26 protein-coding genes are annotated in these 25,602 nt (G+C 66.0%); 8 read left to right on the forward strand and 18 right to left on the reverse strand.

Annotation, left to right across the window (positions count from 1 at the left end):
- Positions 1-35 precede the first annotated feature (35 nt).
- The 9 genes from recD to HCA61_RS08205 form a co-directional block, all read right to left on the reverse strand.
- Positions 36-1,916, reverse strand: coding sequence for an exodeoxyribonuclease V subunit alpha (recD, locus tag HCA61_RS08165; RefSeq protein ID WP_169687661.1), 1,881 nt, complete (start codon positions 1,914-1,916; stop codon positions 36-38).
- The gene (locus HCA61_RS08170) at positions 1,913-5,212 is read right to left on the reverse strand and encodes a UvrD-helicase domain-containing protein (protein ID WP_346777517.1); all 3,300 of its coding nucleotides are present in this window, start codon (positions 5,210-5,212) and stop codon (positions 1,913-1,915) included. The genes recD and HCA61_RS08170 overlap by 4 nt, the downstream gene beginning before the upstream one ends.
- 14 nt (positions 5,213-5,226) lie before the next feature.
- Positions 5,227-8,508: an exodeoxyribonuclease V subunit gamma gene (gene recC / locus HCA61_RS08175; RefSeq protein ID WP_169687663.1), complete on the reverse strand. Its 3,282-nt coding sequence runs from the start codon at positions 8,506-8,508 to the stop codon at positions 5,227-5,229.
- A 126-nt stretch (positions 8,509-8,634) separates the two neighbouring features.
- The gene (locus HCA61_RS08180; protein ID WP_206039788.1) at positions 8,635-8,910 is read right to left on the reverse strand and encodes a S4 domain-containing protein; all 276 of its coding nucleotides are present in this window, start codon (positions 8,908-8,910) and stop codon (positions 8,635-8,637) included.
- A 39-nt stretch (positions 8,911-8,949) separates the two neighbouring features.
- Positions 8,950-9,459, reverse strand: a complete 510-nt coding sequence (locus tag HCA61_RS08185) for an SgcJ/EcaC family oxidoreductase (protein WP_169687664.1) — start codon at positions 9,457-9,459, stop codon at positions 8,950-8,952.
- 101 nt (positions 9,460-9,560) lie between these two features.
- Positions 9,561-9,767, reverse strand: coding sequence for a hypothetical protein (locus HCA61_RS08190; RefSeq protein WP_169687665.1), 207 nt, complete (start codon positions 9,765-9,767; stop codon positions 9,561-9,563).
- A gap of 140 nt (positions 9,768-9,907) precedes the next feature.
- On the reverse strand, positions 9,908-10,411 hold the full coding sequence (locus HCA61_RS08195; RefSeq protein ID WP_169687666.1) for a DUF2505 domain-containing protein: 504 nt from the start codon (positions 10,409-10,411) through the stop codon (positions 9,908-9,910).
- A 97-nt stretch (positions 10,412-10,508) separates the two neighbouring features.
- The gene (locus HCA61_RS08200) at positions 10,509-10,715 is read right to left on the reverse strand and encodes a hypothetical protein (protein WP_169687667.1); all 207 of its coding nucleotides are present in this window, start codon (positions 10,713-10,715) and stop codon (positions 10,509-10,511) included.
- A gap of 90 nt (positions 10,716-10,805) precedes the next feature.
- Positions 10,806-11,081: a helix-turn-helix transcriptional regulator gene (locus HCA61_RS08205; protein ID WP_169687668.1), complete on the reverse strand. Its 276-nt coding sequence runs from the start codon at positions 11,079-11,081 to the stop codon at positions 10,806-10,808.
- 71 nt (positions 11,082-11,152) lie between these two features.
- On the opposite strand from HCA61_RS08205, the gene map reads away from it, so the two are divergent.
- On the forward strand, positions 11,153-11,923 hold the full coding sequence (map, locus tag HCA61_RS08210; RefSeq protein WP_169687669.1) for a type I methionyl aminopeptidase: 771 nt from the start codon (positions 11,153-11,155) through the stop codon (positions 11,921-11,923).
- Positions 11,924-11,926: 3 nt separating this feature from the next.
- On the opposite strand, the gene HCA61_RS08215 is transcribed toward map, so the two are convergent.
- The 3 genes from HCA61_RS08215 to HCA61_RS08225 form a co-directional block, all read right to left on the reverse strand.
- Positions 11,927-12,952 carry an alpha/beta hydrolase gene (locus HCA61_RS08215; protein WP_169687670.1) on the reverse strand — a complete coding sequence of 342 codons (1,026 nt, stop codon included), beginning with the start codon at positions 12,950-12,952 and terminating at the stop codon, positions 11,927-11,929.
- Between the two features lie 96 nt (positions 12,953-13,048).
- A complete protein-coding gene (locus HCA61_RS26230; protein ID WP_169687671.1) occupies positions 13,049-13,588 on the reverse strand; it encodes a helix-hairpin-helix domain-containing protein in 540 nt (179 codons plus the stop codon).
- Between the two features lie 9 nt (positions 13,589-13,597).
- Positions 13,598-14,197 carry a TetR/AcrR family transcriptional regulator gene (locus HCA61_RS08225; protein WP_169687672.1) on the reverse strand — a complete coding sequence of 200 codons (600 nt, stop codon included), beginning with the start codon at positions 14,195-14,197 and terminating at the stop codon, positions 13,598-13,600.
- A 41-nt stretch (positions 14,198-14,238) separates the two neighbouring features.
- Between HCA61_RS08225 and zapE the strand changes: the two genes are divergently transcribed.
- Positions 14,239-15,258 (forward strand): cell division protein ZapE, encoded by a 1,020-nt coding sequence (gene zapE / locus HCA61_RS08230; RefSeq protein ID WP_169687673.1) that lies wholly within the window; start codon positions 14,239-14,241, stop codon positions 15,256-15,258.
- Here the strand turns inward: zapE and HCA61_RS08235 are convergent.
- Both HCA61_RS08235 and HCA61_RS08240 read right to left on the reverse strand, forming a co-directional pair.
- Positions 15,212-16,174: an NAD(P)/FAD-dependent oxidoreductase gene (locus HCA61_RS08235; RefSeq protein ID WP_169687674.1), complete on the reverse strand. Its 963-nt coding sequence runs from the start codon at positions 16,172-16,174 to the stop codon at positions 15,212-15,214. The genes zapE and HCA61_RS08235 overlap by 47 nt on opposite strands.
- Positions 16,174-17,013, reverse strand: coding sequence for a class I SAM-dependent methyltransferase (locus HCA61_RS08240; protein WP_169687675.1), 840 nt, complete (start codon positions 17,011-17,013; stop codon positions 16,174-16,176). Before HCA61_RS08240 ends, HCA61_RS08235 begins: the two co-directional genes overlap by 1 nt.
- A 48-nt stretch (positions 17,014-17,061) precedes the next feature.
- Here HCA61_RS08240 and HCA61_RS08245 point away from each other — a divergent pair, with 48 nt between their 5' ends.
- The 4 genes from HCA61_RS08245 (at position 17,062) to HCA61_RS08260 (ending at position 19,216) form a co-directional block, all read left to right on the forward strand.
- Complete coding sequence (locus HCA61_RS08245; protein WP_169687676.1) at positions 17,062-17,661, forward strand: XRE family transcriptional regulator; 600 nt, start codon at positions 17,062-17,064, stop codon at positions 17,659-17,661.
- Positions 17,662-17,813: 152 nt separating this feature from the next.
- The gene (locus HCA61_RS08250) at positions 17,814-18,458 is read left to right on the forward strand and encodes a DNA alkylation repair protein (protein ID WP_169687977.1); all 645 of its coding nucleotides are present in this window, start codon (positions 17,814-17,816) and stop codon (positions 18,456-18,458) included.
- A gap of 17 nt (positions 18,459-18,475) precedes the next feature.
- A complete protein-coding gene (locus tag HCA61_RS08255; RefSeq protein ID WP_169687978.1) occupies positions 18,476-18,889 on the forward strand; it encodes a hypothetical protein in 414 nt (137 codons plus the stop codon).
- A 57-nt stretch (positions 18,890-18,946) separates the two neighbouring features.
- On the forward strand, positions 18,947-19,216 hold the full coding sequence (locus tag HCA61_RS08260) for a GlsB/YeaQ/YmgE family stress response membrane protein (protein ID WP_169687677.1): 270 nt from the start codon (positions 18,947-18,949) through the stop codon (positions 19,214-19,216).
- Positions 19,217-19,269: 53 nt separating this feature from the next.
- Here the strand turns inward: HCA61_RS08260 and HCA61_RS08265 are convergent, their stop codons facing one another.
- Entirely contained in the window at positions 19,270-20,892 is a 1,623-nt protein-coding gene (locus tag HCA61_RS08265; RefSeq protein ID WP_169687678.1) for a long-chain fatty acid--CoA ligase, read from the reverse strand.
- 120 nt (positions 20,893-21,012) lie between these two features.
- On the opposite strand from HCA61_RS08265, the gene HCA61_RS08270 reads away from it, so the two are divergent.
- A complete protein-coding gene (locus HCA61_RS08270; RefSeq protein ID WP_169687679.1) occupies positions 21,013-21,900 on the forward strand; it encodes a chromosome condensation regulator in 888 nt (295 codons plus the stop codon).
- A gap of 2 nt (positions 21,901-21,902) precedes the next feature.
- Here HCA61_RS08270 and HCA61_RS08275 read toward each other — a convergent pair whose 3' ends face one another.
- The 3 genes from HCA61_RS08275 to HCA61_RS08285 all read right to left on the reverse strand — a co-directional run bounded on the left by HCA61_RS08275 (position 21,903) and on the right by HCA61_RS08285 (position 24,463).
- Positions 21,903-22,778 (reverse strand): alpha/beta hydrolase, encoded by an 876-nt coding sequence (locus HCA61_RS08275; protein WP_169687680.1) that lies wholly within the window; start codon positions 22,776-22,778, stop codon positions 21,903-21,905.
- Between the two features lie 102 nt (positions 22,779-22,880).
- Positions 22,881-24,134 (reverse strand): formamidase, encoded by a 1,254-nt coding sequence (gene fmdA / locus HCA61_RS08280; protein ID WP_169687681.1) that lies wholly within the window; start codon positions 24,132-24,134, stop codon positions 22,881-22,883.
- A 38-nt stretch (positions 24,135-24,172) separates the two neighbouring features.
- The gene (locus HCA61_RS08285) at positions 24,173-24,463 is read right to left on the reverse strand and encodes a zinc ribbon domain-containing protein (RefSeq protein WP_169687682.1); all 291 of its coding nucleotides are present in this window, start codon (positions 24,461-24,463) and stop codon (positions 24,173-24,175) included.
- Between the two features lie 159 nt (positions 24,464-24,622).
- Between HCA61_RS08285 and HCA61_RS08290 the strand changes: the two genes are divergently transcribed.
- Positions 24,623-25,582 carry a pseudouridine synthase gene (locus HCA61_RS08290; protein ID WP_169687979.1) on the forward strand — a complete coding sequence of 320 codons (960 nt, stop codon included), beginning with the start codon at positions 24,623-24,625 and terminating at the stop codon, positions 25,580-25,582.
- Positions 25,583-25,602 lie beyond the last annotated feature (20 nt).

Here is a 25,602-nt window from a genome sequence, read left to right on the forward strand (position 1 = left end):
CCTCCAGGATGGCACGCCTGATGGCGACCGGAGAGTCAGATCCGAATCTCGCGCCGCAACCCGCTGGCTCGCAGCACCTGCCGCTCGACTCCCGCACGCACCGCCGCTTCCGTCCCCACGATCCGCACCTTGGACCGCGCGCGCGTGATCGCCGTATACAGCAGCTCGCGGGTGAGCAACGACGACCGTTCGTCGGGCAATATCACCGACACGGTGCCGTACTGGCTTCCCTGGCTGCGGTGGATCGTCATCGCGTACACGGTCTGCACCGCCGACAACTGGCTTGGATGGAGCACGAACGGCTGTTCGCCGCGCGCGAAGGCGGCAACGAGATCGCCGTCGTCGCGGCGCACGACAACACCGGTGTCTCCGTTGTACACGCGGGCCTCGTGGTCGTTGGCCGTGACCAGCAGCGGCTGCCCCGGATACCAGCGCTCGGGGTCGAGGCGTCGGCCCGTGGACGCACTGATCCATTCCATGGCCTGACGCGCCCACCGCTGCACCCCGTACGGTCCATCGCGGTGCGCGCACAGCAACCGGTGGGTCTCGAATCGTTCGAGAACTGCATGGATGTCGCCGGTCAGCGCCGCTGTGGTGACCTCCTGGGCCGAGTTCACCACGTCGCGTCGCAGCAACTCGATGTCGTCGGGCCGATGGAACGCGATCTCGGGCGCTCCGCTGTTCAGGATCTCCAGAACTTTGTCGCCGTCGCCGTCGCGCACCGCAACCGCCAGCCGCGCGATCTCGCCGCCGAATCGGCGACCGCGGCTCAACCGCACAATCCCGCCCCGCAACCGGTCGTGTTCGACCGGCCTGAAGGCGGCCTCGTCCGGGTCGTCGGCCGCCTCGAGGTCGCGGGCTGCGGCCCTGGTGAACACCGGGTTGACATCGCCGGAAACCGGCCGCGCGATCAGGTCGGCGAGCACGGCACCCGCGTCGACGGAGGCGAGCTGGTCGGGGTCGCCGACCAGGACGAGGCGCGTATCGGGCCGGACCGCTTCGAGGAGCCGGCACATCATCGTCAGTGACACCATCGAGGTCTCGTCGACGACGATGACGTCGTACGGCAGGTGATTGTCGGCGTGGTAGCGGAAACGGGTGCGGCCGCGTTGCCAGCCCAGCATGCGATGCAGTGTCATGGCGCTGAGCCCCGGCGGCAGCGGCAGCACCGACTCCTGCTCGCGCACGGATTCCTGTAGACGTGCCGCGGCCTTACCTGTGGGTGCCGCCAGCCCGATGCGTAGACCAGGGCCTTCCATCGTCTCGAGCAATGCGAGAATCCGCGCGACGGTGTGTGTTTTTCCGGTTCCCGGGCCGCCGGCGATCACGGTGGTGCGGTGCGTGGCGGCAAGCGCAGCCGCAACACGTTGACGATCCGGCGCAGGAGACGGCTTCGTCCGGTCGGCCTGGTCGCGAAACAGTTCGTCGAGTGCGGCGGAAAGCCGGTCTCCGTCGGCTGCGGGGAAGCCGTCGCTGCGGGCGGCGAGGACCTCCCTGATCGTCTGTTCCTGACGGAAGTACCGATCGAGGTACAGCAGTGGCCCTTCGTCGGTGTCGATCAGGCGCAGTGGGCGCAGCGATCCGTGGCCGCCGCCGATCACGAGTGGACTGCGCTGCAGCGCATCGAGGACCTCACCGTCGTGTGGCCACGGCAACGATTCCGGGTCGACCACCGGGTTGCCGTCCTCGTCCTCTTCGACGGTGACGTCCCGCAGTCGCGTCAGGTCGAGGCACACCGAACCGGAACGTACGGCCCTCACGGCGAGGGCGGTGGCGAGATGCACGTCGGTGTTCGGTTCGCCGCCGAGGTTCGCGAGTCTCAGTGCGACGTGGACGTCGGCAGCGGCCAGCACGCCGGCTTCGTTGAACTCGCGCAGTGCTCCTTTGCCTCGCTGCGCAATTCTGGCTTCGATCACGGTACGGCCTTTCCCGCGAGCAGATCCGACAGGTCGGTGACGAGCGATGCGGGCGGTGCCCACTCGAACACACCGCTTCCGGGAGGAGTGTCCGGTCCGGCCATGCCGCGAACGAACAGATATTGCGAACCACCGAGATGTGTCTCGGGATGGTATCCGGGCAGGCGCCACCGCAAGTACCGGTGCAGCGCAACCGAATACAACAGCGCTTGCATAGGGTAGTGGGCACGGATCATCTCCGCTGCCATCGCGTCGCGGGTGTAGTGGGCCGTTGTCAGCTCACCGGGCGCAAGCCGGTTGGTCTTGTAGTCGACCACGACGAACCGCGGCCCGTCGAGGCGTAGGACCGCATCGATGCTGCCCGTGAGGTATCCGCGCAACGGCACCGGCTCGAGGTCGCGCACATGATCGGCGTACTCGAACAACGGATCATCCGGTGTGAGGTGGCGTCGCAGCAGATCGGCGACCTGAGCCAGGGTGACGGTCACGGCAGCGGGATCGTCACCGCCCGCAAGTGGCAACTCGAAGTCGAGCTCGGCGAGCCTGTCCTTCGGCGAGAAGTCGGCCAGCGTGCGTTCGAGCGGGCCGAGCCGGGTGTCCAAGACGGGCAGCAGCGCCTGCGCAAGCTCTTCGGGGTCGACGTCGGATAGTCGCTGCGCCACTACGTCGCGACAACACGCGGTCAGTTCGGCGGCGAGGTCGGCGGCGGAGGTGTCCACGATTTCGAACACGGAGTGCACGAGTGTGCCGAAGACCGTGCCGCCGGGCAAGGCGTTCATGGTCGAGGGGATCCCCTCGACCATGGAGACGGGGGTTGCCAGCGGGGGCTCTTCCGGCTCGTCGTCCTTCTCCGGCGTTTCGACCTCGCTGCCGACGCCGGCACCGTCGTGTGCCGAGGCAGTGAGCGCCGAATACGAGGTGCGCCGCCACGTGCCGTCGAGCACGCGGGTGAACCGTGCAGCAACCAGGGACGTTTCGTCCTGCTGCGGCTTCGCCCAGGTGATCTCCCTCTTTCCGACGATGCCCGTGGCCTCGACGGAGATCAGACCGCCGGAGGCCTTCGCCCACGCCGCGAACTGTTCGGCCATCACAGAATCGGCCGGAATGCCCGCTGCGGGCGCAACCTCGGAGCTGCCCGGGGTGCGGGCGAACAACACGCGGTGCAGCGGTGAGCGGGCGGTCCCGTAGGACGGCGCCCACCACAGCGTGAGCTGACAACAGGCTCGGGTCAACGCCACATACAGCAGTCGCAGTTCCTCACCCGCTTCCTCCGCCTCGTGGGTGCGTCGGCGCTCGCCGTAGCCCGGGCTGCCCTCACCCCCGACGTCGAGGATGCGGCGGCCGTTCTCGTGCAGCAGCAGGGTGTCGGGATTCGGGTTCTTGGCGGCATCCCATGCGTACGGCACGTATACGACCGGGAATTCGAGCCCTTTGCTGCCGTGCACCGTGAGGATCTGCACGGCTGCTGCGTCGCTGTCGAGGCGACGACTGCGATCGGCGCTGCCTCGTCCCGGATCGTTCATCCGGTCTTCGAACCACCGCGTAAGCGCCGCAACACCGAACGAGTCGGATGCGGCCGCATCGTCGAGCAGTTCCGCGAGGTGTCGGAGGTCGGTCAGGTGACGCTCGCCCGATGCCGTTCGGAGCAGGCGCGCTTCGAGTTCGCTGATCGTGGCGAGGCGTTCGAACAGGGCCGCGAATCCGGACCGTGCGAACACCATCGCGAGATCGCGGAGCGCGCCCCCGACCTGTGCGACCAGTTCGTCGCCACGCGCCACGAGGTCCTCCGCGGAGTACCCGAGCAGCGGTGTCAACGCTGCGAGGCGCACCCGATCCGCGCGGTGCGGCTGTTCGAGCGCCTGCAGAGTCCACAGCCACTGCTGGGCCGCGGGGGTCGTGAACACACTCGTTCCGCCGGCAAGGACGCACGGCACACCCGTCCGTTGCAGTTCGTCGTATACGAGGGAGACCTGTGCGTGTGTCCGCACGAGGATCGCGATGTGGCCGGGTTGCACGGGCTCCGGACGCCCGGCCCGTTCGATGGTGGCGTCACTGTCGAGCAGCGCGACCACATCGGCGGCGACGTCGCGCGCGACGTTGGCCCGCAGCGGCCCGACCGTCGGGTATCCCGATTTGCCCAGCGGTCCGGCTCCGGTGCGCGGCAGGTAACGCAGACGCAGCGGGGTCGCCCCGGCAAGGCGTGTCCCGGGGCGTGCGGCGTCGACTCGGTGCACGGTGATCCTCGGATCACCCAGTGCTGCACCGCCGTACACGTGGTCGAGCGCAGAGATCAGATCGGCGTCGCTACGCCAGTTGGTGGTGAGCTCACGATGGGCATCGGACGTGTTCACCGCATCGAGGTAGCTCAACACTTCGGCACCTCGGAAGGCGTAGATCGCCTGTTTCGGATCGCCCACCAGCACCAGAGTGGTGTGGCCGTGGAACGCCCGGTGAAGGATCTCCCACTGCTTGGGGTCCGTGTCCTGGAATTCGTCGACGAGAACGACGCCGAACCGCGCGCGGACCCGTAGGCATGCGGCAAGACCGTGCTCCGGATCGCTCAGCACACGGTGTAGCAATGCGAGCTGGTCGTCGAAATCACGCAAACCCGTCATTCGCTTCCGCCGCTCGACCTCGGCACGCACCTCCCGCGCGAATTCGACGCGCTCCCCCGCCGGTGTTCCCTCGGCGTTCCCGGGAGCGAGCGTCGCCTGCTGGTCGAAGATCGCCGCGCGGGCGGCGGTCGTGGCCTCTGCATGGGAGACAGGTGGCTCGCATCGGCCGTACCGCTGCAGGTAGAGATCGGCGATGACCTCGATCGTGAGGTCGTCGACATCCTCCACCACAGTGACATCGGGTTCGCGCTCGCCGGCGATGCCGAGTTCGTCGAGCATCCGCTGACAGAACCCATGAGTCGTGGCGATGGTCGCGGCGTCGAAGTCCGACAGGGCCTGCCGGAGGCGGGTACGACGACCGGCGATGTCGTGAGCGGCCAGGTACCGGATGAGCTGGTCGCTGTCTGTTGCGGCAGCCTCGGGATCGGCGAGAGCGTCCACAACCTCGGCGAACCGGGCGCGGGTCCGTTCCCGGAGTTCTTGCGTTGCTGCACGGCTGAACGTGACGAGCAGGAGTTCGGACAGGTCGACGAGGCCTTCCGCGACGTATCGGGTCGCGAGACCCACGATCGCGTAGGTCTTCCCGGTCCCTGCCGACGCCTCGAGGACCGTCGTCCCCGTCGGGAGCTCTCCCAGAAGGTCGAATCCTGTTGCCGTACCGGGTACTACGCCTTCGGTCACGCTGCCACTTCCCATCACGGACGTCCCTGCTTCTCCGCCGCCAGCAGCGGTGCCCACAACCGGCGGGACAGCACCCCGAACCGGGTCGGGTCGTCGAACCAGGTGCGTTCGTCGGCGAGCGGTTCTGCTGCGGTGAGCTCACCGAACCCGACACCGCTGCCGTACAGGTACTGCACGTGCCGGTCCTTCCCGTCGCCGAACTTTCCTCCGAATTCGTTTCCGGCGGATTCGAGTGCCATGTCGATGGAGCCACCGCGCGCGCGTTGCTCCGCATACGCGGCGGCTGCCCCCGTTGTCAGCGGCAGCACCGCGCCCAGGCCGCGGTCGCGGAGATCGACGAGTTGCAGGAGCAGGTCGTGGGCGTTGCCGGGCGCGATCATCGTCGAACGCCATGCAGGCATGCGCCCGCGGCCGCGACCGGTGGTCACGGCCTGCCACCCTTCGTCACGACCGGAAGCAGCGACAGCCAAGAGCTGGATCCAGGCCGTGATCCGATGTTTGGCAGACAACTTCGAGAAGATGCTGCGGCCGATCACGTTGCCATGGACGCCGCCGATCGTGCCGGTGAGCCGTCGGCCGTTGCCGAGATCGACCATCACGTCGATGGTCGTGGGTCTTCCGCTGTGTACCGGTGCGCACGCGGAGACGAGGCTTTCCACCGCATGGGTGACGTCGTCGAGCGCCCTCTCGCCCAGCGCGTACGGCGGGAGCGTCCCTCGGCGCCACTCCGCGGCCCGGAAGTCGGCTGCAGAGACACCGCCGAGGCGGGATTCGAGCATCCGGTCGCCGAGGTTCCAGCGGGCCAGCGGATCGAGGTCGACGTCGAGCGCGTCGGTCGTGCCTTCGTCCGGTTCGGGGATCCGGATACCGAGGCGTTGCCGCAGGAACCCCTGGGCAGGATGCGCGAGATACGAGACGAGGTCGCCGAGGTCGATATCGGCCCGCTGTTCGGGCGGGGCGAGGAAGACCTGCGCGAGCGCGGGGGCCGCATCCCCCGTGCTCGGGCTCTGTGCCGCCCGGGCACCGGCGAGCGCCGTCTCGTCGAAACTGAACGGCGCATCGGGCAGGAAGTTCCGGGCGTCGAACGGCTGCAGCGGGTGACGGCGGACCACCTGCGTCGCGTCGCCGATCATCGTGGCAACGACATCGCGCACCTCGGTGAGTGGAATCGCGGGTGGCCGTGCCGCACCGGTGACCGGATCCGCGCCGGTGTAGAACAGCAGCACCTTCTCTTCCGCCGACATGATCGCGTCGAGCAACAACTGCCGGTCCTCGCTTCGAGGATCACGTTCGCCGATGCGGGGATTCTGGGTGAGCACATTGTCGCCGTCGATGTGGGCGGTGCGGGGGAAGACGTCGTCGTCGAGGCCCAGCAACACCACCACCCGATGCGGCACCGAACGCATCGGCACCATGGTGCACACCGTGAGCTCGCCGGTGCGGAAGTTCGCGCGAGTGGGACGGCCCGCCAACCGACCGGCGAGCATAGCGCGCACATCGGCCAGTCGCAGCTCGGCGGCCCCGCTGTGTTCGACAGCGGCGCCGATTTCGCGATGTGCTTGCGCGCGTTGCCATGCGTCGGCGACCGGAACATCGACAAGTAGGTCGAGTGCGTGCGTGAGCGCGTCCGCCCACCGCGCTGCGTCCTGGGGTCGGCGCAGAACCCACAACGCTTTGTCGAGCCGGTCGATGTATTCGGCGAACCGTCCCGCGAGATCGATGTCGTTGCTCTCGACGTCATCGAGTGGCATTGCAAGCGCCAGCCATTCGCTGTCGGATCCGTCGGCGGCGACTCCGAGAAGTACTCGGTCCAGCGCCGTGCCGAAGGTGTTCTGCGGGAAGTCGGCGAGTCCGAACGCGCTGCGTTGCCTCTTGCCCAGCCCCCAGCGGGCGCCCGACTCGGCAGTCCATTCCTGCAACCGCTCCAGATCGTCGTCGTCGAACGAGAACATGCGCCGCACCGGTGCCGACGCAGCGAGGTCGAGCGCATCGCCCGCGGTGACGCGTGCATCTGCGAGATCGAGCAGTGCCGAAACGACGGACAGCACGGGGTTGGTACGACGCAACCCGCGGTCGGCCAGCCGGACTCTCAGATCGTGTCCGGGATGCCCGCCGATGTCCTGACCGAACGACGCAGCGACGAGCGGAGCGTAGGTCTCGACGTCCGGGCACATGACGATGACCTCGCGAGGTTCGAGGGTCGGATCGTTCTCGAACAGGTGCAGGAGGCATTCGCGAAGCACCTCGACCTGGCGGGTCGGGCCGTGACACGCGTGTATCTGCATAGTGCCGTCGGCCTCGGCGCAGGCCACCTGCGGAGCGCGGTCGGCCCGGATGTCCGCCTGGATCCTGCCGAGCAGCGTGGCGGGGGGCGCAGGTACCTCGTGTTGTTGCTCGACTGCACCGAGCTCGGACAACCCGCACTGAAGTTCGCGGACGTCACGGGCAAGCGCCGCCAGAAGGGGATGGCCGACGAGGTCTACCCTGCCATCGTCCGCGCGCCGCGAAACCTGCTCGCGGCCGGAGAGGTTCGCCCACATCCGAGGACTCGCGTGCGGCAGCCACAGGTGCACGTCTCGCCGGGCACCCAGGGCCGCCAGTACTTCGAGTTGCACCCGGTCTAGACGGGTGGGCCCGAACAGCGACACCCGATCCGGCAGGTCGACGATTCCGGGCTCGGCGCGCAGCCGTTCGCACACCTCGTCGAGCCGCTGCGCGGGACTGTCGACACCGATGCGGTCGCGCAGGCGGCGCCACAGTTCGGCCTGCCAGCGCAGGTGTTCGTCGAGCATGGCCCCGGTGCCGTCGGTGTCGTGTCCTGCAGCCCAATCGGTGAGCATTCGTGGCCGGTGCTGCCCGTAGCTGCGCAGCAGGTCGCGGAAGTGTTCGGCGGTGGCGTAGCGACGGCCGGCCCGGTGATCGTCGGTGCGGTGGCCGAGGTGTCGGGTGAGCGCTGCGCACCACGGTCGGCCGAGGTTCTCGTCGATGACGTCGAGCAACGCCCACAACACGCGGGACGGATGCCAAGGGTCGTCGTCTGCGGTGGTGTCCGCGGCAGCGGAGAGTACCTCGTCGACGAGACGGGACGGAGATGGGAAGTCGATGTTCGCAGCGACCCCATCGCCGGCGACGGCCCCGAGCACCGTCGACAACCGCTGGGTGAGCCACCGCTCGACACCTCGAGCCGGTACGGCGACGATCTCGCGGGCGAACGGATCGGCAGGCGGGACGGACAGAAGTTCGGCGAGTGCATCGGCCAGGGTGTCGGTGCGCTCGGCACGATGCAGTCTGAGCACGCGTGGGTCCCCCTCGTGGGTCGTTCGATCCGTCGGCTACGGCTTACCACACCGAGCCGACAATCGCCGACCTGCGCATGTCCGAACGTTCTTCAGAGCTGCGTTGCCTTCAGAACTGCGTTGTCTTCAGAACTCCCTTGCATTCCTGGAGGCCAAGGGCTTCGCACCGAACACCGCGACGACACCGCTGCCCGACACCGCCACGACATCTCCGGTCTGCAGCCGCTTCCGTGGATTCCGCACAGGAAGATGGTTGACGCACACGGCGCCTTCCATGAGAAGCGCCGCCGCCTCACCTCCGGATGTGGCCAAGCCACTTTCCTGGAGGAAACCGAACAGCGAGTCGGGCACAAGTGCCTGCATGTATTCGATGGTCGCCGGGTAATGCATCAACACGGTCACCGCCCGGTGATGATCAGGTGAACTCGCAACGAACTGGGCTCATCGGGGCAGGAGCGGATCGAGACGGGTGTTCTGGAACGAGCGGATCAGCCATTGTCCATCCGTCTTCAGCGCGACGCTCGAATTACGCGACAACGCCTCGTCGGTGCACTCCGTGTCGCCGTTCCAGAGAACGCACCCGGTGCGGATGATGATCGCCACGTCCGGTCGGGGGAAGGCAATGTTCTCCGAGACTTCCTTCAGTTCGGTGCCGCCGACATAGGTGTCGAAGAAGTACTGCATACCCGACGCGATCTCGTCGTGCCCGTGCAGCAGATCGCCGCTGAAGGTCACCACGTCGGCGTCGTGTGTGTGGATCGCAGCGTATGCGGCACCGTCACCGTTCTTCCACGCGTCGTGCTGGCGCACCCGCAGGTCTTCGATCGCCTGGAGGTCGGAGGCGAGTTCCTGCGCCGCAGACGGCGGCGCCGCGCCTGCGGTCGCAACACCGACGAGGAGCACGGATGTTCCGATAAGGCACGTAGACAACATATTTCGCAGTTTCGACATGGCGAGCTCCTTCGGCTGCCGGAGATTCTCGATGTCGATTGTGCGCGGCGACAGCTCGGGAGACATCCGGGACAATACCCATTTCCGCCCCTGGGATCACGTCATTCGGGACCACCTCCACCGGAGAGGTCGAACAACGGGAGCTGATCGCGCAGTGCCGACGCCGTGAATTCCGCGTGGTACCGCTCTCCGAGTTCGCGCGCCACATGAGCGGGGCATCCGAGCTCGGCGCCGATCTGCTCCCAGGTGTGCCCGGCTTCGCGTTGCTCCCAAGCGAAGCCGCCATCGTCATCCCACGGTGCCGACATGGCCCGCATACTGCTCGCACTACGCCACACCCGCAACGACCGGTAACGGCGTGTCGCAGATCACAATGCCGTATGGTCTCGCAGCCGGGCAGGCGACGAGACCCGACGTGGTGGGGTCGCCCGAGCGACCCCCCTCGGCGTCAGTGCGCGGCGAGCCAGTCGTTCAGCTCCTTCTCATCGCCCTTGACGATGCTCTCGACCATCTGGACGACGAGACCTTCGACCTGACCGCCGACGACCGGAATCTTGACTCCGACTTCACCGGTGACCACGACGACCGATCCGCCCGACGCCGAGGGGCGCAGTTCGGAGCGCCCCGAGATGGTGACGGGAAGGCTGGAGGACCCTCCGGCCATCGCACCCTGCGCGCCACCACCGTCCAGCGCACCCCATTCGTCCGTCCGGGTCATTTCCAGGGGGCCGCGAAGAACCCCGCGAACGACTGCAGGCAGCCCTGCAGGATCCATCCGGCCGGTGATCTCGACACGAATCGTTCCGGGTCCGGCCGGGGCGGTCACGGCGATCGAGCTACCTTCGGCGTCTGCTCCGCCGCGGCTCTTCCAAAAGTCCTCGCTGGTCAGCGCGGCGTGCATCGCGTCGACGCCGTGCTCGAATTCGGTGGTGAAGGTGAATGCTTTCGACATGGCGGGAACAATAACCCGCCGACATCACAGGTCCGCTACGGGATCACCGCTTCGATCACCGGCCCGCGCGCTGCCTGCTCACCGTACTCGAAAGAGATCACAACAGCGCGGCGAGGACAGGCGCACCGACACCCATTGCAGCAGCCGCTGCAGCGCCGAGCAGCGGAGAATCTGCAGCGAAGGCCACCGCAAGACCACCGAGCACGACCATGATCACCAGGAGAACCACTCCCGCCGCCCTGCCCTCGGTCAGAGCCTGCTCTCGACTCGCGGTATCGATCCGTACGGGTGTTGCCGTGACCATCGCTTCGTCCCCATTTCCGACTCATACGACCTAGGGTTCGAGGAGGCGTGTACCCCGGCGCAGCGCTGTTCAAACACGAATGGCCGGGTTCTACCCGGTCGGCCGGACCGATTCCTCGCCCGGAACAGTGAGCGCGAGTACCGCGAGTTCGTCTAGGGAAACCGCGAGGACCTGCGCCAATGCGGCAACGGTCGCAAAAGCGGGGGTCGCCATCCGGCCCGCTTCGATCTTGCGGAGAGTTTCGGGCGAGATTCCCGCCTCACCGGCGACTTCGGCGAGGGTGCGCGCGCCACGCGCGGCGCGCAGACGGCCACCGAGGCGTCGTCCGGCGGCGAGCTGCTCCGGGGTGAGCGGGAGACGAACCATACGCACGACTCTACACCGACTGGTATTAAAATACCGATAAAGTTTGGTGTCACCCACACGAAGGACTACGGATGCTCGAACTCAAAACCCCGGGAGAAGTTGCCGCAATGCGCGTTACCGGCGCATTCATCGCCGACCTGCTCACCGACCTCTCGAACCGGGCCGAGCCCGGCGTGAACCTCCTCGATCTCGAGGATCGAGCCCGCGAGCTCATCGCGAAGCGTGACGCGGTGTCCTGCTACTGGGACTACTCACCCTCGTTCGGGCGAGGCCCGTTCCGGAACGTCATCTGCCTCTCTGTCAACGACGCCGTGCTGCATGGACTCCCCCACGACTACACGTTGCGCGATGGCGATCTCCTCAGTATGGACATCGCGGTCTCCATAGACGGCTGGGTCGCCGATTCGGCGCGCAGCATCGTCGTCGGAACTCCGCGGGGCGAAGACCTCCGGTTGATCGACGCAACACGGCAGGCGCTCGACGCAGGCATTGCCGCCGCACGGCCCGGCAACAGACTGGGCGACATCTCCGCTGCCATCGGCGCGGTCGCGGCCGAATACGGCTATCCGGTCAACACCGAGTTCGGTGGGCACGGCCTCGGACGCACCATGCATGAGGATCCACACGTATCCAACACGGGCAGAGCAGGACGGGGCCTGATTCTCCGGCCGGGTCTGACCCTCGCGCTCGAACCGTGGTTCGCAGCGGGAACCGACAAGATCGTGTACGACCCGGACGGCTGGACCATCAGGTCGGCGGACGGATCACGCACCGCGCACAGCGAGCACACCATCGCGATCACCGAGGACGCCGCGCAGATCCTGACGATCCCCGCCGCGTGACGGTTATGCCGTCACCTTCCGGACGAATGTGATCGTGCGGTCGAGGGCGTCGCGGGCGTCCTGAAGCGAGAGGTCGAATTGGTACTCGTGTCCCAGTTCAGGGGTGTGGTCGTCGGGGTAGAACAACTCGTCGACCGTGACGCCGAGGTCGGACAACTTGGCGGCCAGGGGTTTCGACTGCCTGTCGGTGAGCGGATCGGCGTTGCCGCCGTTGATGAATGCCGGCGGGAAGTCCTCCGTGACGACGAACAGACTGGACATCTGCCGCGCTGCTTCGGACTCCGCGAAGTCACGGTCGCCGGTATACGCCCACAACGCCTGCTGGACTCCCCACCCGATCAGTCCACCCGCACCGTCCATCGCAGGGACGTCGTAGATGCCGCAATTGAGCACCACACCACGTAGTGCACTCGCAGGCAGCGCCGGTTCCAGCGCGAGCTCCTGGGCATAGGTGGGCGTCGTGATCGCTGCGGCGAGTTGTGCCGAGAGCTGAGCGCCCGCGGAGTCACCGGCGAGCACGATCCGGTCCGGGTCGATATGAAGGTCCTCGGCGTGGGCAAGCAGGTATGCATGGGCGTCGTTGAACTGGTGGATCGCGGTCGGGTAGCGGTGTTCCGGCGCGAGCGAGTATCCGACGGACACCACCGTGAATCCGGCGTCGGCCAGCCGCTGGTAGTACCCGGCGTAGTTCTTGCGATTCCCGGAGATCCACGCGCCGCCGTGGGTCCAGACGATCGTGGGAAGCGCTTCCGTCGTCCCCGTCGGCGTATAGACGTCGAGGTACGCGTCGGGGTCGGCGCTCCGGTACGCGACGTCGGCGACGAGATCGGTTTTCGGCGCACCCTCCGCGAGATTCGTCGTCAGCCTGTCGGCATCTCGATGGAACACAGCCCGGACGACGAGAGCACCGGGAGTCGGACTCAGCACGAACGCGGCCACCGCGATCACCAGTACCAACGCGAGCACGAGCACGATCCACCTCAGCATGTGCCGTCGCGGACGTCGAACCGCCGTTCGCTCGGCTGTCATCGCAGTCTCCCTGTCGTGAGTCCGACCTTGTGGGGGTTCGTAACCCACGCCACTCGATCATGGCAGGCGATACGTCCGAATGCCGGTAGATGACATTCAGGACACGAAACCCCGACCTCGCTCCTGAAGCACTTCCGCGAGGATCCGCAGCGCTTTCGGACCCACACCGTGGAGCGCTGCGAGCTCGGCCTTCGAACTGGCTGCGACATCGTCGAGCGTCACCACCCCAGCGCCGAGCAGGGCGCGTGTCGCGGGCTTCCCGATGGATGTGGGCAGGTCGCTGTGGGACGGCAATGTTCCCGTGTCGGCTTCGACCGGTGCGGCGGCCAGCCGTTTCGGGGCCCGGAAAATCCACGCCTGACGCACCAACCCGTTGAGGTCCTGCCCGTTGATCTCTGCGAGCGGCATCCGAAATCCGATCACAGAGCCCCGCTGCACGAGCCGCTCACCCGACGGATGGCGTTCCAGCGCATCGACAATCATCTCCTCGGGGAGCCGGAACTGGACGACACCGCCGTCGGCGATCGAAACGAAACCCTTGCCCCGCACCGAAAAGGTGATCGTTGCAGACCGTGTCTCTTCCTCCACCTCTGGGAGGTAGAGCGCTGCTTTTCGCACCTGTCGCGCTGTGGTCATGGTCCGATGCTAGGACGATCGGTGACAGAGCGCTCCGATCCAGAGCGCGATGGCCCGCTGCACCGAATTCCGATGTTCGGCGAACCGGGCGTCGGCAGCAAGCGCCCGCGACCCGTACGTGAGATCGAATACCATTCCTTCGAGCAGAGTGATCAGGTCACGCGCCGCGCCGTCCGGATCCCCGGCTCCCAGTGAATCCATCAGAGCAGTTGCGGCGGGACGTGAGAAGAGGCACGCCGCCAGCGCTGCACGCAATTCGTCGTTTCCGGATGCGTCGACCGCCAACGAGTACCTGGCGAGAACATCTCGGCGCCGGTCCACGATGAGTGTGTCGAGTTGGTCGGTGATCAGCGCACTGGCCTCGTCGACCGACCGGGGCGGCGCTTCGGGCAACGCGGCACGGAAGGATTCGCTCGAACGCCGTGCCAGGTGGGCGATCGCGGCGGCGACCAAGGACTGGCGGGTTCGGTAGTAGTACGAAGTGGACCCGGGCGCGAGTTCGAGCCGGGTGTCGACACCCCGGTGTGTGAGCGCGTGATTTCCGCCCTCTGCGACGAGATCCAGGGCAGCGTCACAGATGAGGTCGCGGCGCGAAGAGCGGTGAGGCATGTCTCCATCCTCCCAGGCTCTACGATAGTAGAGTATCGGTCATGGGATGGTTCCGCCGGACAGCTCGAACAGCCCGACTTCACCGGGTAGGGCCTGAGGCATTCGATTCCGCCGCACAGAAACTCGGAATCACCCTGGATGCAGCGCAGCGACAGGCCGCACGCGAACTCTCGTCCGTCGAAGGCGGCGTGTACCTGTGGGGGCCGGTCGGACGCGGCAAGAGCCGACTGGTGTCGATGTACTTCGATGCACTGCCCACCCACCGCAAGCGTCGGGTCCACTTCCACGAGTTCTTCCGGAACCTGCACTCCGCCATCCGGAGCCACCGAAACAACCTCGCCGCCGCGCTGGACGAACTGCTCGACGGAGTGGATGTGGTGTGCTTCGACGAATTCCACGTCCACGATCCTGCCGACGGCAAGTTTCTCTCACGTCTGCTGCCCGCACTCCTGAGCCATGGCGTCACCGTCGTCCTGACGTCGAACTATCCACCGCGATCCCTCATGCCGAATCCGTTGTTCCATGACGACTTCGTGCCGACCATCGAGTTGATCGAACAGCATCTGACCGTCGTGGCGGTCGACGGTCCCGTCGACTACCGCACCGTGTCGAGTCACGGCACCGGGTTTGCTGCCGGCTCGTGGATCGCGCCGGACTCCGCACCTCCGCGCCCCCAACCGGACGAAGCGGTGACAGTTGCACCGACCGGCCACCCCATCCGTCTCCGGCGTGGTGCCGGCGCGGCACTCTGGATCGACTTCTCCGACCTGTGTGTCGACACCACCGCGCCGGCGGACTATCTCGCCCTGGCCGAGCGGTTCGGGCATTGGGTCATCAGCGAGATCCCCGACCTACGTAGCGCAGGCCGGGAACCGTCCCAACGTTTCGCGAACGTCGTCGACGTGCTCTACGACCGCGACATCACCACCACGTTCATCTCGACGGTCCCCTTGGACGCGTTCAGCGACGGCGCCCTCCTCCCCCACGACATCGAGCGAATCATGAGCCGGCTCGTCACCGTCCGGCGCGCGCATCTACCGCGGCAGCAACATCTTCCATGACGAGATCTGCATTCACCGCGGCACCGGCCATCACACCTGCTCCCGATGCCACCATCACCATCGCCGACAGGTCACTCGCATTGCCTGCAGCCCAGACTCCGGGGACTTCGGTCTTGCCCATCGGATCAGAATCGATGAATGCTCCGAGCGGGTGTTCGGTCATGGTTCCGCCGAGCTGTTCGTACAGGTCTGCCCGGGCGTGGAATCGTGGGGCAACCACCACCGCGTCGAGCTCGGCCTCCGGAGCGCCGTCGAGTACGACGGCGACACCGGTATCGCCCTCGTCCCGGAGTCCCGAAACGGGCGTGGCGACGACGCGGATCTGTCGTGCCGCAAGCTGTTCGGTCGCGTCGGTGTCGAGCTCCGGCATCGCGTGGGTGAACAGAGTGACGTCGGCGGTGAGCTGCCGGAACAGCAGTGCCTGGTGGACACTCATCGGGCTCGACCCGATCACGCCGATCCGCTGATCGCGCACTTCCCATCCGTGGCAGTAAGGGCAGTGAAGCACCTTCTTGCCCCACATCTCCTTCACGCCGGGCAGGTCGGGAAGTTCGTCGACGAGTCCCGATGCCAGGACGAGCCGGCGCGCCCGGACGGTTCCGCTGCCCTCGAGGTCCACCTCGAACGCATCACCCTCGCGTCGCGCCGCTATCGCGGTGTCGACACGTAACTCTGCGCCATAACCGATCGCTTCCTTGCGGCCGGCCGCCAGCAGGTCGAGTGGTGGAACACCGTCCTGACCGAGGACATTGTGCGCGCCTTCGGCCGGGCCGTTGCGCGGTTCTCCTGCGTCGACGACGAGCACCGAGCGTCGCGAGCGGGCGAGCGCGGTCGCAGCACTCAACCCTGCTGCGCCACCCCCGATCACCGCAACGTCGTAGTGTGCAATGGCCGGCAGGCCGGTGGTCGAACTCATCAGTTTGCTCCTCGGTCGAGTTTTCTTGCTGCCCATACGGTTCGGTACCCGCGGACTCTCAGGTCGTTTCTGCTCAGCACCGTGTGGGGGCCGCGCTCTGCGGTCAACTCCGCCAGAGTGTCGAGATCGTCTGCAGACAGGCTGCTTTCGAGTCCGACTCGAAGCTTGCTCAACACCGTGCGGGCGTAGGTTCGTGCGGTCGGCGTGGTACCGTCGAGGTCGATCTCGGTGCGGCGCACAGCTTCGAGCTCGAAGCCCGCACGTTCGAGGTCCTCGCTCCAGTCCGGATAATTGTTCCACCCGCGTTCACCCGCGAGCGCGTGAGCGCGCGTCTCGAGCCCTGGTGTGCCGATCCCGATCTCGTCGGGAAGGAATCGCGGTTGAGATTCAATTTCGAGGACCACCAGGAGCGCTCCGGGATTCAGCGAGTCGTGGAGTTGCTGCAGGAAAGCATCGGGTTCCTGAACGTGGTGCAGCGACAATGCCGCCCACACGAGATCGGCCGAGTCGACTGCCGGCCAACCGGCGTCCAGATCTGCCTCGACAGTCTTCACTCGGTCCTGAAATCCGTGCCGACCGGCTGTGTCGCGGACCCGGGCCAGCATGTCCGGCGACCGATCGACGGCGATCACCTCTGCTTCGGGGAATCGTGCGGCGAGAACGCGCGTACCTGTCCCCGTCCCGGCCCCCACGTCGACGATGATGCGGGGATCGACCCGATCGGCGATCCAGTCGACCACGCCTTCCAGGTACTCGCGATGGACCTCGGCATCGAGATCCAGCAGGTCTGCCGGGGAGTCGCTGTGCCTGTGCGCGTGATGATGACTGTGCTGATGCATTCCTCCACGCTATAGCGATCAATGCATATTCGGCATATCATTTTGCCCATGGAGCAAGAAGACGTCGATCTGGACCAGGTCGTCCGGCAGCGCATCCGAAGTCTGCGACTCGCACGTGGATGGACACTCGATGCGCTGGCAGCCCGCTGCCACATCAGTCCTTCGAACCTGAGTCGCATCGAAACCGGCCGTCGCAGAATCGCATTGGATCAGCTCGTCCCGATCGCGCGCGCACTCGACACCACGATCGATCACCTGGTCCAATCCGATGACGACCAGGATGTGGTGATCAGGCCGCAACCGCACGACACCCCCGGCTTCACCACCTGGCTGCTCTCCCGCGAACGTTCCCTGAACGGAGTGACCATCGCGAAGATGCGCATCACCAACGAAGACCCCCGCCCCACCGACACGTTGCCGGTCCACCCCGGGCACGAATGGTTCACGGTCCTCAGCGGCACAGCTCGCCTCCAACTCGGCGAGCGCACCATCCTCATCCAGGAGGGCAATGCCGCGGAGTTCTCGACGATGACGCCGCACGCGATCAGTGCCCATGATGGTGTCGTCGAAATTCTCACCATTCTCGATCACAACGGAGAGCGCGCGCATCTGCACGGCAACAGTGCGTCAGCGAACACTCGGCCCTAGAGACCACTGGGCCTCATAGACCACTGAGCGGCCGGTGGCAGCGTAACGGGATCAACGGGTGATCAACGCACGTAGTGTGATTTCCGAACCAGGGAAGAACGGAGCGAACGGTGGCCGGAACCACGGTGAAACCGCCGACAGTGACGGAGCTGATGGCCGAACTGGCAGAGCTCGAAGACCCGAAGATCCGTGAGGTCAACGTCAAGCACGGCGACAACCACGGGGTCAACCTCGGACAGCTGCGCGCGATCGCCAAGAGACTGAAGGTCCAGCAGGACCTCGCCGAGCAACTCTGGGAGACAGGCGACAGCGCTGCGAGACTGCTCGCAATCCTCATCAGCCGGCCGAAAGCGTTCACGCGCGACGCCCTGGACACAATGTTGCGGGAAGCACGCCTCCCCAAAGTCCAGGATTGGCTGGTCAACTACATCGTGAAGAAGAGCCCGCACGCCGACGAGTTGCGCGTCCTGTGGTTCGACGATCCGGATCCGGTCGTGGCAAGCGCGGGTTGGGCCCTGACCTCCGAACGAGTCGTGAAGAAACCCGAGAGTCTCGATCTCGCCGGCCTGCTCGACACCATCGAAGCGCAGATGAAGGATGCCCCGGAACGCTTGCAGTGGGCCATGAACACCTGCCTGGCCCAGATCGGGATCGAGCACCCCGAGTATCGCGCCCGGGCCCTCGATATCGGCAACCGTTTGAAAGTCCTCGAGGACTATCCGACTTCCCGGGGTTGTACGTCACCGTTCGCACCCATCTGGATCACCGAAATGGTGAACCGGAAAACCGACAAGTGAGGTCGCATATGCGCCTGATGCGCGCCGCCGGAGTCTTCGCCACCACTATCGCTGCATCTGCACTGTTCACGGCAGGGGTGGCTTCGGCCTCCGCGACCATTCCGTTCCAGATCGATCCGGCGCCCTACGGGAATCCGAACGGAAGCTTCGATGCTCCGTCGGTCCGCTGCGTCGCGGTGGTCGGCGACGAGCCGGGCGTCGTGACGATCACCGGCGGGAAGGAGGACGGTTGGGGCTGTCTCCTCTCCGCGGATGTGCAATGGGTGAACCTGTCGACCGGAGAATCCGGCTCTGCCCGCCTGTCGGACGGGTTGAACGGTATTCCGGCATTCGCCACCATCGACACCGGCGCGGGGCAGGTCGCCGTCCTCCTGGCCTCGACGGTGGCCGGACCGACCACCCCCGGCATCGCCACATTCCAGGTGCCGTAGTCGAGGTCCCGTCGAGAATCGCCACGTCGGAATGAATCCCCTGCATATACTCCGGCAATGCTGATCATCGGGATCATCCTGTTCGGAATTCTCGTCGGCGCAGGTGCACAGCTCATTCTGGGCAAGTCCGCGTCGGGAATCGATTGGACATTGGCGTTTGCTGCAGGAGTCGGCGGTTCGTTCGTCGGCGGTCTGCTCATCAGTCTGCTCGCAGGGGACGGCATCGATTTCCGTCCCAGCGGCATCATCGGCTCCATCGCCGGCGCGGTCATCGTCACTGCGGCGTGGTTCTGGTGGAAGGGGCGCTCGGGTTCGTCCGTGAACTGACGGCGCAGGGCCTGCCGCACCGCTGACGGTGCGGCAGGCCCTGCGGGTCCGCGTCAGATCCGGGTGATGTCCAGCCCACCGTCGTGGTACTGCGACCGCAAGCGCTTCTTGTCGAACTTGCCGACACTGGTTTTGGGAACCTCGCTGACGACGGTCCAGTTCTCTGGAATCTGCCACTTGGCGACCTTGTCCGACAGGAACTCGCGCAGCGAATCGACTGTGGCAGTGGCCCCGGCACGAAGCACCACCGCGACCAACGGACGTTCGTCCCACTTGTCGTCGGGCACACCGATCACCGCTGCTTCGAGGACATCCGGGTGCCCCATGACCGCGTTCTCCAGATCGACCGAGGAAATCCACTCGCCTCCGGACTTGATGATGTCCTTCGTGCGATCCGTCAACGTGAGATAGCCGTCCGGAGTGATGGTTCCGACATCGCCCGTGCGCAACCACCCGTCGTGGAACTTGTCGGGTGCCTCGACACCGTAATAGGAGGCTGTGATCCACGGCCCGCGAACCTCGAGTTCACCGATGCTCACGCCGTCGTTCGGAACCACCACGTCGTCATCACCGACGAGACGGGCCTGCACCGACGCCGGGAATCGTCCCTGCGTGTACCGGTAGCGCCACCGCTCGTCGCCCTCGGCACTCACCGGCGGTCGCGCCACCGAACCCAGCGGCGACGTCTCGGTCATTCCCCAAGCGTGCAGGACCTGCACGTCGTGGTCCGTCTCGAACGCGTGCATGAGCGACGGCGGAACCGCCGATCCACCGATCAGCACCTCCTTCATGAAGGAGATGTCCTGCGGATGCTCCTCGAGATACTGGTGCAGTCCGAGCCAGATCGTCGGGACAGCGGCAGCGAAGGTCGGGCGCTCAGCGGCGATGAGCGCGGCGAGCGGCTCAGGCTGCAGGAAACGATCCGGCATGATGAGCGACGCACCGATCATGAACGCCGCATACGGCAGACCCCACGACATGGCGTGGAACTGCGGAACCACCGCCAGCGCCCGGTCGCCCTGCCGAAGGGCAGGCCCCTCGGTCGTGCACACCTGCATCGAATGCAGGTAGATCGAGCGGTGCGAGTATGCGACACCCTTCGGGTCCCCGGTGGTCCCGGATGTGTAGCACATCGCGGCCGCAGACCGTTCGTCCACTTCGGGCCAGTCGAAGGTGGTCGGCTGGTCGGCGATGAGCCCTTCGTAGGTATGCAGCTGCACACCGTCGGGAACCTCGAGACCGGCGGTCGAGTCGCCGGTGACGACCACGTGTTTGACGGTCGTCAGCTGCGGGAGCTGCGGCGCGAGCAGAGGCACGAGAGTCGGATCGACGATGATCACGTGGTCTTCGGCGTGGTTGGCGACGTGAATCAGCTGTTCCGGGAACAGGCGGATGTTGAGAGTGTGCAGGACCGCGCCCATCGCCGGTATCGCGAGGTACGCCTCGAGGTGCTCGGCATTGTTCCACATGAACGTCGCGACACGCTCGTCCCCGTTCACGCCGAGCCCGCGTAGAGCGTGCGCAAGCTGCGCGCAACGGTCGCCGACCTCGGCGTAGCTACGCCGGCGCGCACCGGAATCGGTCCAGGTCACCACCTCCGCTTCGCTGTGAACGGAGCTGCCGTGGCGCAGAATCTGCGCGATGGACAAGGGTGCGTCTTGCATGGTGCTCAACATGAATCGCTCCTCTTCGATCGGTTCGCGACCATTGTGTCGTACCCTGCCCCATTTCGGATCATCGAGGTGTTCTGCGCCGTTGAACGGACAGTTCACGCATCGTCCGGATAGCGTCACGGCATGATCACCGGCCTGCATTCACCGATCGCCGCAGGGAGACGTCATTCCGTTGGACTCCACACCGATGGAACCGTCGTCGCTGTAGGAAACGGCTCTGCCGGCGAGTGCGACGTTCCCGGATGGCGGAACATCGTCGCAGTGGCTGCCGGGAATGTGCACACCGCCCGGAACACAGGAAGGTCTCACACCATCGGCCTGCGGTCCGACGGGACGGTCATGGCGACGGGGTGGAACGGCGACGGACAGTGCAACGTGGGCACATGGCACGAAATCGTCGCGGTCGCTGCAGGCTGGCGCCGCACGCTCGGAGTGCGGGCAGACGGCACAGTCGTGGCCGCCGGCCGCAACAACGAACTGCAGTGCGATGTCGACTCCTGGCGCGAGGTCGTCGACGTCGCCGCCGGTGACTGGCATTCCGTCGGCGTCCGGAACGACGGTACTGCCGTCGCCACGGGCAACAATCGATTCGGACAGTGCGAGATGGACGACTGGCGAAACCTCACCGCGATCACCGCGGGATACCTCCATACCGTCGGTCTGAGAACCGACGGAACCGTTCTCGCTGCCGGGCAACGTAAGTCGGGTGCGTGCGACGTAGACGAATGGGCCGGAGTGACATCGGTGGCCGCAGGGAGTCATCACACCGTCGGCGTGCTCGCGAGCGGCAGGGTTCGCGCCGTCGGCGACAACAGTCACGGGCAGTGCGACGTCCACGAGTGGCACGGCATCGTCACGGTCGCGGCGGGCTCCACTCACACGCTCGGTCTACGCACCGACGGCACAGTTGTTGTTGCGGGTGGTCCGGCGGGTGGTCCGGCGGACGGTCGATGCGATGTCGATGAATGGCACGACATTCAGCTACCCAGATCTCGACCTCGTCTGCAATAGGCCTACCGATCGTGACGAGCGACGAATTCGCGAACCCGGTCGATGACCGCCTGCGGCTCATCCACCAGCACCGCGTGGCTTGCATCAGGGAGTATGTGCAGCTCGGCCTGGGGTGAGACGTCGCGAACCACCTTCGACGCACGTATCGACGGAACCAGCCGACTCCGACCCCCGAGCATGATCATCAAGGGCGTTCGGATGCCTTTCCACTGGTCCTTCGTCAGCCGTGTCGGGCGCGGCGTCCCCCGCTGCACGAAGTCGGTACGAGCAGCCATCAGTAGGTCGAGCATCGTGGATTCCGGTAGCCGTCCTCCACGCACCCATGTGAGGTATGCCCGATACTGCTCATCATCGCCGAGCAGCATTCGCAGCATCTTCGACCACGCACGCACGGGCATTCTCACGATCGCTCCGGGCGGCTCGATCGCCGTGACGCTGAGGAGACGTTCGGACGCTTCGACGGCGTGGTTGAGCGCGACCCACCCACCGTACGAGTAACCCATGAGGTGCGCGCGATCGATATCCAGGCCGGAGAGTGTCTCTCCCAACCAAGTTGCTACGTCCCTCCCATCGGCGACGGGCCGGCGCTGCACGCTGCGACCGGCATCCCAGACGGTGTCCACCGCGATGATCGGCCGGTCGAACTGCCACGCCTCGGCGAACCGATCCCAGACCGCGACGGTGCTGCCCCCACCTTGCAGGAGTACGAGGGGGTCCCCGGCCCCCGAGCTGCGCACCGTCGAGACCATGGTCGACCCGAAACTCGTCTCCACCGAACGATCTTCACGATCGGGCCACTTCGTCATCGCCTTGTCGAAGGCACTCAGAAAATGCTCCTCGGACCGCGTGTTCTCAAACCTCCCGACCATTTCACCCATACGACGAACATAACTCGGCCGGCGGGGATGGCGTCGGCGTCTTCCCCGTGGAAGTGCCGCTCCATACGTCTACGGATCCTGCCGCGATCGGAATCGCGAGGCTCACGCAGGAGAACGCGGCGCCCCGATTCCCGGATCGATCCGCACCGGGCCGTCCACCGTGGGCGACAACGGGAAATCGAAGATCGCGGTCGGGAGATAGACGGTGGCACAGGAATTGGGGATGTCCACGACTCCGGACAGCCGTCCCTCGATCGGTGCGGCGCCGAGGAGAAGGTACGCCTGCTCCGGGCTGTACCCGAACTTCGTCAAGTACTCGATCGCGTGCAGGCACGCCCGTTGGTACGCCAATTGCGAATCGAGATAACGCTGTTCACCGTCGAGCGTCACCGAGGTACCCGAGAAAGCGAGCCATTCGGAGAACTGGGGGTCGGTGGTCCCCGGCATGAAGATCGCATTCTCACTCACCCCGTAGGTATCCATTCCGCCCGGGATGAGATCGACACGCAGATCGATGAAGCCACCCATCTCGATGGCACCGCAGAAGGTGATCTCGCCGTCGCCCTGCGAGAAGTGCAGGTCGCCGACCGACAGGTTCGCGCCATCGACGAATACCGGATAGAAGATCCGGCTGCCTTTGGTCAGATTCTTGATGTCCTGGTTGCCGCCGTTCTCGCGGGGAGGGGCCGTGCGTGCGCCTTCCCCCGCGACACGGTCGAAGTCCGCCCCGGTGAGGCTGCCCAGGATCGCACCGTTCGGTTCCGGTGGTAGCGCGAGAGGGGGCACCCGTTCGGGGTCGGTCGCGATCAGCGCGGCTTCACGGGTGTTCCAGGTGGACAGCAGATCATGCGACGGCGCCGTTCCCATCAGTCCTGGGTGAACGATGCCGGTGAACGAGACGTGCGGAATGTGGCGGCTCGTCGTCTTCTGGCCCGAGAAATCCCAGACCGCCTTGTAGGCGTCGGGGAACTGCTCGGTGAGGAAGCCGCCACCGTTGGGCTCGGCGAAGATGCCGGTGTAGCCCCAGCCCTGTCCCGCGAGCGGACCGGAGTCCTCCTGTGGGATCGGGCCGAGGTCGAGAATGTCGACGACCAGGAGATCACCGGGTTTCGCGCCCTCTATCGCGAACGGCCCCGACAACGCGTGCACCGTGTGCAGCGGCGCGTTGCGGATGTCGTCAGCGGAGTCGTCGTTGTGAATTTCCCCGTCGAACCATTCCCGGCAGTGCACCCGGAACGACTCCCCCGGCTTCACCGTGGCCACCGACGGGATGTCGGGATGCCAGCGGTTGTGACCGATCTTGTCCTGGTCGGTGAAGCGGTGTGTCGAATCGAGCGGAAAGACGACGTCGGGCACTGGACCTCCTGGGTCGGTCGATCTCGGTCAAAGCGCGTTCAAGGGCGCGGAAGCAGCCGATGCCTCGGGTCGGTCGAGACCGGACGGGGCGCACGCCGCGGGCCACCGGGGAGTTCACCCGATACGACCCCGGGTTCGGACGCCGTGCGCGCCGTCGCATCGTGCAGGCGCATCGCGGTCGAAGAGCCGCGACCGAGACGCGGCGCCGTGATCGCGCGGGGCGCGTGTTGCCCGCACGAAGGGCATGCAGTGGACGGGCCGACGTCGTTCATCGGGATCGATGCGTCGAACGGACCGCACTCGGCGCACCGGAAGTCGTACAGCGGCATGGCTATCGACCTTTCGAATCGATCTGCTGCCGAAACCGTAACCGACCGGCGTGTTCCGCGCGCCACGTCGACGAAACTCGTAACTTCCTGGTAATCCCGGCGCTATCGGTCCCGTCGGCCATCCGCGTGGACGGCGGTGGGAGAATCGGCGCCGTGCCGATGCCCTCACCGCTGCCCGTCAAGAACGGAGTCGGACCGACACGTCTGAGTGTGCCGACGACCGGTCCGTGGTCGACGATCGCCGAGTACGTGGTTGCGAGATTCGATCACATGGACGCGGACACCCTGTATCAGCGGTTCGATGCCGGCGAGATCGTGGGAGCCGACGGTACTCCGATCGATCGCGGCACCGCATTGGGCACACACAGATTCATCTGGTACTACCGCGAACTGCCCGTGGAAGATCCGGTGCCGTTCCACGAAGAGATCATTCATATCGACGACGACCTCGTCGTGATAGACAAACCACACTTCCTCCCGACCACTCCGGGCGGGCGCTACCTGCGTGAGTCGGCACTCGTCCGCTTGCGGATCCGCCTGGACAACCCCGACCTGACGCCGATTCATCGACTGGACCGCGCGACGGCCGGTCTGGTGATGTTCTCGACCCGTCCCGCAACACGCGGCGCCTACCAATCACTGTTCGAGAAGCGGCAGGTCACGAAAGTTTACGAGGCGGTTTCGGCACTACCGCCCGGCTGGGACGCTGGCTCGCCGACGCTCGCAGGACACGCGTGTCCCGTCACCTTCCGGAACCACATCGAGGCCCGCAAGGGCGAACTGCGAGTGGTCGTCGACGACGGCCGGGAACCCAACTCCCAAACCGTGGTCGAGGTGTTCGGTTCCGGTGTGAGCGCATCCGGACGAGCTGTACTCCACACGATCCTGCGTCCGCACACTGGCCGGATGCACCAGCTGCGGGTGCATCTGGCCGCGCTCGGTATCGGAATCCTGGGCGACCGTTGGTATCCCGATCTACTTCCCGAGTCTCCGGACGACCATTCCCTGCCGCTCCAATTACTCGCGCGGGAACTGGAATTCACCGATCCGCTGTCAGGAGAGCTCCGACGATTCGTCACCGGGCTGACGCTGAGCGAGATCCCGCTTCCGGAGCATTGAGACGCTGCCGCACCTTCGCA

This window comes from Rhodococcus sp. HNM0563 (genome assembly GCF_012726195.1).
Classification (GTDB): Bacteria; Actinomycetota; Actinomycetes; order Mycobacteriales; family Mycobacteriaceae; genus Rhodococcus.

Coding starts and splice junctions, on each gene's coding strand:
- HCA61_RS08185 (WP_169687664.1), bottom strand. CDS start 9,459: ATGTCGAAACTGCGAAATATGTTGTCTACGTGCCTTATCGGAACATCC.
- HCA61_RS08190 (WP_169687665.1), bottom strand. CDS start 9,767: ATGTCGGCACCGTGGGATGACGATGGCGGCTTCGCTTGGGAGCAACGC.
- HCA61_RS08195 (WP_169687666.1), bottom strand. CDS start 10,411: ATGTCGAAAGCATTCACCTTCACCACCGAATTCGAGCACGGCGTCGAC.
- HCA61_RS08200 (WP_169687667.1), bottom strand. CDS start 10,715: ATGGTCACGGCAACACCCGTACGGATCGATACCGCGAGTCGAGAGCAG.
- HCA61_RS08205 (WP_169687668.1), bottom strand. CDS start 11,081: ATGGTTCGTCTCCCGCTCACCCCGGAGCAGCTCGCCGCCGGACGACGC.
- map (WP_169687669.1), top strand. CDS start 11,153: ATGCTCGAACTCAAAACCCCGGGAGAAGTTGCCGCAATGCGCGTTACC.
- HCA61_RS08215 (WP_169687670.1), bottom strand. CDS start 12,952: ATGACAGCCGAGCGAACGGCGGTTCGACGTCCGCGACGGCACATGCTG.
- HCA61_RS26230 (WP_169687671.1), bottom strand. CDS start 13,588: ATGACCACAGCGCGACAGGTGCGAAAAGCAGCGCTCTACCTCCCAGAG.
- HCA61_RS08225 (WP_169687672.1), bottom strand. CDS start 14,197: ATGCCTCACCGCTCTTCGCGCCGCGACCTCATCTGTGACGCTGCCCTG.
- zapE (WP_169687673.1), top strand. CDS start 14,239: ATGGGATGGTTCCGCCGGACAGCTCGAACAGCCCGACTTCACCGGGTA.
- HCA61_RS08235 (WP_169687674.1), bottom strand. CDS start 16,174: ATGAGTTCGACCACCGGCCTGCCGGCCATTGCACACTACGACGTTGCG.
- HCA61_RS08240 (WP_169687675.1), bottom strand. CDS start 17,013: ATGCATCAGCACAGTCATCATCACGCGCACAGGCACAGCGACTCCCCG.
- HCA61_RS08245 (WP_169687676.1), top strand. CDS start 17,062: ATGGAGCAAGAAGACGTCGATCTGGACCAGGTCGTCCGGCAGCGCATC.
- HCA61_RS08250 (WP_169687977.1), top strand. CDS start 17,814: ATGGCCGAACTGGCAGAGCTCGAAGACCCGAAGATCCGTGAGGTCAAC.
- HCA61_RS08255 (WP_169687978.1), top strand. CDS start 18,476: ATGCGCGCCGCCGGAGTCTTCGCCACCACTATCGCTGCATCTGCACTG.
- HCA61_RS08260 (WP_169687677.1), top strand. CDS start 18,947: ATGCTGATCATCGGGATCATCCTGTTCGGAATTCTCGTCGGCGCAGGT.
- HCA61_RS08265 (WP_169687678.1), bottom strand. CDS start 20,892: ATGTTGAGCACCATGCAAGACGCACCCTTGTCCATCGCGCAGATTCTG.
- HCA61_RS08270 (WP_169687679.1), top strand. CDS start 21,013: ATGATCACCGGCCTGCATTCACCGATCGCCGCAGGGAGACGTCATTCC.
- HCA61_RS08275 (WP_169687680.1), bottom strand. CDS start 22,778: ATGGGTGAAATGGTCGGGAGGTTTGAGAACACGCGGTCCGAGGAGCAT.
- HCA61_RS08285 (WP_169687682.1), bottom strand. CDS start 24,463: ATGCCGCTGTACGACTTCCGGTGCGCCGAGTGCGGTCCGTTCGACGCA.
- HCA61_RS08290 (WP_169687979.1), top strand. CDS start 24,623: ATGCCCTCACCGCTGCCCGTCAAGAACGGAGTCGGACCGACACGTCTG.